7 protein-coding genes are annotated in these 6,000 nt (G+C 63.6%); 2 read left to right on the top strand and 5 right to left on the bottom strand.

All coding sequences use genetic code 11. The features are described from left to right. On the top strand, nt 1–343 hold a 343-nt coding region (locus Q8R73_RS12560; RefSeq protein ID WP_305719866.1), incomplete at its 5' end, for a GMC oxidoreductase. A 108-nt stretch (nt 344–451) separates the two neighbouring features. On the opposite strand, the gene Q8R73_RS12555 is transcribed toward Q8R73_RS12560, so the two are convergent. Continuing rightward, nucleotides 452–1,732: a peptidoglycan-binding protein gene (locus Q8R73_RS12555; protein WP_305719865.1), complete on the bottom strand. Its 1,281-nt coding sequence runs from the start codon at nt 1,730–1,732 to the stop codon at nt 452–454. A gap of 314 nt (nt 1,733–2,046) precedes the next feature. Beyond that, nucleotides 2,047–2,583, bottom strand: a complete 537-nt coding sequence (locus tag Q8R73_RS12550; RefSeq protein WP_305719864.1) for a hypothetical protein — start codon at nt 2,581–2,583, stop codon at nt 2,047–2,049. Between the two features lie 72 nt (nt 2,584–2,655). Here Q8R73_RS12550 and Q8R73_RS12545 point away from each other — a divergent pair, with 72 nt between their 5' ends. After that, on the top strand, nt 2,656–2,925 hold the full coding sequence (locus Q8R73_RS12545; protein ID WP_305719863.1) for a DUF1236 domain-containing protein: 270 nt from the start codon (nt 2,656–2,658) through the stop codon (nt 2,923–2,925). Between the two features lie 110 nt (nt 2,926–3,035). On the opposite strand, the gene aroC is transcribed toward Q8R73_RS12545, so the two are convergent. The 3 genes from aroC to fabI form a co-directional block, all read right to left on the bottom strand. Continuing rightward, a complete protein-coding gene (gene aroC, locus Q8R73_RS12540) occupies nt 3,036–4,124 on the bottom strand; it encodes a chorismate synthase (protein WP_305719862.1) in 1,089 nt (362 codons plus the stop codon). A gap of 156 nt (nt 4,125–4,280) precedes the next feature. Then, the gene (locus Q8R73_RS12535; protein ID WP_305719868.1) at nt 4,281–4,880 is read right to left on the bottom strand and encodes a histidine phosphatase family protein; all 600 of its coding nucleotides are present in this window, start codon (nt 4,878–4,880) and stop codon (nt 4,281–4,283) included. 110 nt (nt 4,881–4,990) lie between these two features. Continuing rightward, nucleotides 4,991–5,809: an enoyl-ACP reductase FabI gene (gene fabI, locus Q8R73_RS12530; RefSeq protein ID WP_305719861.1), complete on the bottom strand. Its 819-nt coding sequence runs from the start codon at nt 5,807–5,809 to the stop codon at nt 4,991–4,993. Nucleotides 5,810–6,000: the final 191 nt, after the last annotated feature.

Below are 6,000 nucleotides of genomic sequence, written 5' to 3'. Positions count from 1 at the left end.
CACCTCGATTGCCGCGCTTCTGATGGACGGCCCGGCGGCGCTGCGCCACGCCATGAACGACAATTTCATCGTCGAGGGCTTCACCTTCGAGCAGGTGATGAGCGACGACGAGGCGCTGGAAGCCTTCGTCCGCAAGGCGACGATCGGCGTCTGGCACGCCTCCTGCTCGCTGCGGATGGGCCGTGCCGACGACCCGATGGCGGTGGTGGATACGGAAGGCCGCGTCAAGGGCATGCAGGGCCTGCGCGTGGTCGACGCCTCGATCTTCCCGGTGGTGCCGTGCGCGAACACCAATTTTCCGACGCTGATGGCGGCGGAGAAGATCGCGGATGGGATGATGTGAGGAAGGGCGGAAGACCGGCCGGCGGCGCAGCCGTCCGCCAAGTCGGTGGATCGGCGAAAAAGAAGCCCCGCCGAAGCGGGGCTCAACGTCAGTCTATGTAACTTCAGTCTACTTGTTGGACGTATTGCTCTGCGCAGGCTGGTTCGCTCCCGAACCGGTGCCCGGCGTCTGTCCGGACGACTTATCCTGGTTCGCCTGCGGAGAGTTGTTGCTCCATTGCGGCTGAGGCGCGGCCTGTCCCGTCGTATTCCCCTGGGCAGAAGGCGCCTGGCCCGTGGCATTCTGCTGAGCTGGAGGCGCCTGGCCGGTCGTCGTTGACGGCTCGTTCTGCTGCGAAGGCGCGTTGGTCGCCTGGCCGGTGCCTTGAGCGGGAGACTGGCCAGTCACATTCTGCTGGTTCGGCTGCTGGCCGGTTTGTCCCTGCTGACCCGTCGTTGTGGATTGGGTCAGGTTGAGACTCTGGCTCGCCTGCGCGCTGAGCCGGTTGGACACGCCAAGCGACGTCACCGTGCGGGTATCGATGGTGCCACTTACCTCAATGCCCTGCTGACGCTGGAATGTGACCAACGCTTCGCGGGTCTGCGGACCCCAGATTCCATCGGCTTCGCCGGTCAGAAGACCACGCTCGATCAATACGCGCTGCACGACGCGAATATCGTCGGGAGCGAGATCGACTGCAGCGACGCTGCCGCCGCCACCGCGAGCACTGAAACGTGTCCGCGGGCCGGCCGGGACGATGTCCACGATGCGCCGCTCGCGATCGACGAATACGATTTCGTCTTCCACCACGAAGAAGCTGTACTCGCGATAGGCGGGGAACACATCAATCAGCGCCGGGTATGTCGAGACCGACACGATCGAGACGTGCGACGGCAGGACCACGCCGGTGTTGACCTGGAAGTTGATGGAATTGACTTCAACGCGCGGCGCGCTGCTGGCGTGGAGCACCGACTGTTGCAGCGTCATCTGCTGCTGTGTTGTCAGGTCAGTCCGCCTAGCCTGAGTTTGGCCGGCAGTGGTGCTCTGGGTCTGGCCAGCAGTGGTGCTCTGCTGTGCAGGCGCACCGGTTTGGCCTTGAGCGGCGCCGGAGGTCTGATTCCGATCCTGGGCGCTTTGACCCTGCGCGCTCGAACCACTCTGCTTCTGATCGGACGGTTGCTGGGCCCGTTGGGCGTCAGTCTTGCCCTTGTCCTGGGCTCGATCGTCCGATCGCCGCGCATCGTCACGATCGGGTCCCTGGCCCACAGTCTGACCCTTCTGACCTTTCTCGTCCTTCTGATCTTGCTGTGCGCGATCCTTGCCGGTGTCCCGCTGGTCCCGATCCTTGCTGGACTCGCGTTGCTGCTTGCCAGCATCGCGCGGACTCACGGCGCGACCGCTGTCCCGCATTCCGGGTTCATCGCGCTGCGCGCGGTCGGACTCGCCCTGGCGGGCGGGACTTTGAGCTCGACCCCCTTCCCTGGATTCAGAGGCTTGGCCCTGTGTCATGCCTTCGCTACGAGAAGGACCGGCTGATTCTCTACGGGAAGGACTGTCGCTACGCGAGGGACCTGTTGCTCCCTGTGACATTGCTCCGCCGGAGCCTGCGGACATCCCTTTTTCACTTCCACCGCCACCTACACCTTGAGCGGCCGCAAAACTAACGCTGGCCAGCAGCGCTGCCGTCGTAAGCAAGAATCTGCTCTTCATCGTCCTGGTTGTCATCATGTCCATCTCCTCCATGTTTTTCGCTTGCCCTTCGCCAATGCATCTGCGGCCCGAACTCTAGCGTCGTCGGGCTGATCGATGGCGCTTGCAGGCATGCGAGTGCCAGAGAAACTGAGTTCCAATGCGATCGTTCCGCTATCGAAGCGATCGTCTGCATCGAAATGCCAATGGTTTCTTCGGGTGCATATTGCGCAGCAAATCACCTCAAACCAGGTTCGCAAATGCCCGGCATTTTTCCAGATTTTCCCGATAGTTATCAGAAATCGTCGGCCGCGATCCTTGCTGGCAAGGAACACAAATTTCGGCCGTTCTGCTTTCAACAAATAGCGCAAATGCTTACAAATTAGGTACCGCCGCCGCTTGTGATGACCGGCAGCACAGTCCGCCAGGTAATCGCGGGCATTGTTCCTCCTCTGCCTCCGGGAAAGACAGGCAAACTTGTCATCGCGTTTCAAAAGAGCGCGTTCCGCGTCGGAACAAGATGGCGAGCGCGCAGTTTCCATCGCGCGCCGCATTTCGCGGCGGGAGGACATTGCATGAGGAACCTTGTTTTGGCCGCTGCAGCCGTCGCGTTGATGTCAACGGGCGCCGTAGCGCAAACCACCGTGACGACGACAGGAGCCGCGCGTGCCACGGTTCAGATCGAGCCGGAGACGCGCACCAGGATCAGGAGCTATGTGACCGAACACAAGGTTCGTCCGCTTGCCACCACGGAACGGATGGCCGTCGGCGCCACGCTGCCCAGCGACGTAGAACTCGTTGCGGTACCGTCCGAGTGGGGACCGTCGCTAACCAAGTTTCGCTACGTCTACTCCAACGACCGCGTGATGCTGGTCGATCCCGGAAGCCGTACAGTCGTTCACGAAATCGATTGACGAAGACGGGCCGCCCGCGGTGCGGCCCCCTTCCTCGAAGAAAAGACGATACGAGCTAAATAGGCTCGGCGACGCTAGTCAGGCTGGCTGTCAACCCGCCCGATCGTCGTCTACCGGCCCACCTGCCCGCGGTGCCGCAGGAAGTGATCCGCCAGCACGCAGGCCATCATGGCCTCGCCGACCGGCACCGCGCGGATGCCGACGCAGGGGTCGTGGCGGCCCTTGGTCATGATGTCGGTGTCGTGACCGCCGCGGTCGACGGTCTGGCGCGGCGACAGGATCGACGACGTCGGCTTGACGGCGAAGCGCGCCACCACCGGCTGGCCGGTGGAGATGCCGCCGAGCACGCCGCCGGCGTTGTTGGAAAGAAAGCGGGTACCGTTGTTGCCGGTGCGCATCTCGTCGGCGTTCTCCTCGCCGGATAGTTCGGCGGCGCCGAAACCGGCGCCGATCTCGACGCCCTTGACGGCGTTGATGCTCATCAGCGCGGCGGCCAGTTCAGCATCGAGTTTGGCATAGATCGGCGCGCCGAGGCCGGCCGGCACGCCTTCGGCGACGATCTCGATCACCGCGCCGATCGACGATCCGCTCTTGCGGATGCCGTCGAGATAGCCTTCGAAGAACGCGGCCTTGTCCTTGTCGGGGCAGTTGAACGGATTGCGCGCGATCTCGTCCCAGTCCCATCTGGCGCGGTCGATCCGGTGCGGGCCCATCTGCACCAGCGCGCCGCGCACGGTGACACCGGGCAGGATCTTGCGGGCGATGGCGCCGGCGGCGACGCGGGTCGCGGTTTCGCGTGCCGAGGAGCGGCCGCCGCCGCGGTAGTCGCGCAGGCCGTATTTCGCCTCATAGGTGAGGTCGGCATGGCCGGGCCGAAACTTGTCCTTGATCTCGGAATAGTCCTTGGAACGCTGGTCGGTGTTCTCGATCAGCAGCGCGATCGGGGTTCCGGTGGTCACCTGCACGCCGGTCTCCGGATGCGCCATCACGCCCGAAAGTATCCTCACCGCGTCGGGCTCCTGGCGCTGGGTGGTGAAGCGCGATTGTCCCGGACGGCGGCGATCGAGATCGATCTGGATGTCCTCGTTGGTCAGCGGCAGCAGCGGCGGGCAGCCGTCGACCACGCAGCCGATCGCGATCCCGTGGCTCTCGCCGAAGGTCGTGACCCGGAAAAGGTGGCCGAAGGTGTTGAAGGACATTTTTGAATTTGGTCCAAGGCAGTTCTGACGTGTGGTAACGCGCGTGGGCACGGCGGTCAAACCAGTCATTCCGGGATGGCGCGCAAGCGCCAGACCCGGAATCTCGGGATTCCGGGTTCGATGCTGCGCATCGACCCGGAATGACGACAAAATCACTCAACCATGCCTGGTCAGCGTGCCCTCACGGAACACGTACACCACGCCCTGCCCGATCGGGATGTCCGAGGCCTCCAGCGGCGTGGCGATGCCGAGCGCCACCATCAGCGCCCGCATGGTGCCGCCATGGGCGACCGTGACGGTGTCGCCTTGCAGGGAATCGAACCATTCGCGCATTCGCAGGGTAACGCTGGCATAGGTCTCGCCCGCGGGGGCGGCGACGCCCCATTTGTCCGCCAGCCGCGACGCAAAGACGACCGCGTCGTGGCGTTCCATCTCGGGCAAGGTCAGGCCTTCCCACAGGCCATAGGCGATCTCGCGCAGCCTGATGTCGAGGGCGTAACCATCCGGCGGCAGTTGCATGGTCTCGCGAACCAGTTCCATGGTCAGCCTCGCGCGGCCGAGCGGGCTTGCGACGAATGGCAGCGCGGACGCTTCGTGGCCGTCGCGCGCGATCAGGTCGGCGAGGATGCCGCCGGCTGCCACGGCCTGGGTGCGGCCGAGATCGTTGAGTGGGATATCCTGCGTGCCCTGGAAGCGTCCGGCGGCATTCCAGGCGGTCTCGCCGTGGCGAATGTAGTAGATCGTGGGCACTGTAATCGCACACTTCTCCGGTTCGTCATGGCCGGGCTTGACCCGTCCATCCATCTTCAAAAAAGTTCTTCAGGGGGATGGATGCCCGGGTCAAGCCCGGGCATGACGAGCTTAATTCAATCCTTCGCCAGCGAAATATCCGGCGCGTCCGGGCGCTTCATGCCGACGACGTGGTAGCCGGCATCGACATGATGCACTTCGCCGGTGACGCCGCGCGACATGTCCGAGAGCAGATAGAGCGCGCTGTCGCCGACTTCCTCGATCGAGACGGTGCGGCGCAGCGGCGAATTATATTCGTTCCACTTCAGGATATAGCGGAAATCGCCGATGCCGGACGCCGCCAGCGTCTTGATCGGCCCCGCCGAAATCGCGTTGACGCGGATGTTCTTCTCGCCGAGATCGGCGGCGAGGTAGCGCACGCTGGCCTCCAGCGCCGCCTTGGCGACACCCATCACGTTGTAATGCGGCATCCATTTCTCGGCGCCGTAATAGGTCAGCGTCAGGATCGAGCCGCCATCGGTCAGCAGTTTTTCAGCGCGCTGCGTGATCGCGGTCAGCGAATAGCAGCTGATCAGCATGGTCTTGGAAAAATTCTCCGCGGTGGTTTCGAGATAGCGGCCCTCCAGCCCGTCCTTGTCGGAGAACGCGATGGCGTGAACGACGAAATCGATCTTGCCCCATTTTTCCGCGAGCACGGCGAAGACCGCATCGATGGTGGCGGGATCGGTGACGTCGCAATGCCCGAGCGTGATGCCGTCGAGCTCCTTTGCCAGCGGCTCCACCCGCTTCTTTAGCGCGTCGCCCTGCCAGGTCAGTGCGATCTCGGCGCCCGCCTCGCGGCAGGCTTTGGCGATGCCCCAGGCGATCGAACGGTTGTTGGCGACGCCGAGGATCACTCCGCGCTTGCCCTGCATCAGACCTGCATTTTTCGACATTTCGCTTCCCATCGGCCCAAGATCAGGGTTGGAGGTACACCAGCGCCGGAAGCTGGTATAGCCCTAATCCACCCCTGAATTCCACGTCTGCCGCGCAGCCTTGACAGCCGGAATAGTCGCGTCATTTCGGTGTTATGGTGGGTACGGCGTTCGAAGTCGATCGGCGCCGGCCGGACCAACCCAGGAACTGC

The organism is Bradyrhizobium sp., assembly GCF_030697065.1.
Lineage (GTDB): Bacteria > Pseudomonadota > Alphaproteobacteria > Rhizobiales > Xanthobacteraceae > Bradyrhizobium.
Note: the sequence above shows the minus strand (reverse complement) of the source record. Positions and strands in the feature narration are given on the sequence as shown.

What these genes read in the sequence shown, in the direction of transcription:
- Q8R73_RS12550 (WP_305719864.1), bottom strand. Translation starts at nt 2,583, where the DNA reads ATGTCCTCCCGCCGCGAAATGCGGCGCGCGATGGAAACTGCGCGCTCG.
- fabI (WP_305719861.1), bottom strand. Translation starts at nt 5,809, where the DNA reads ATGTCGAAAAATGCAGGTCTGATGCAGGGCAAGCGCGGAGTGATCCTC.
- aroC (WP_305719862.1), bottom strand. Translation starts at nt 4,124, where the DNA reads ATGTCCTTCAACACCTTCGGCCACCTTTTCCGGGTCACGACCTTCGGC.
- Q8R73_RS12555 (WP_305719865.1), bottom strand. Translation starts at nt 1,732, where the DNA reads ATGCGGGACAGCGGTCGCGCCGTGAGTCCGCGCGATGCTGGCAAGCAG.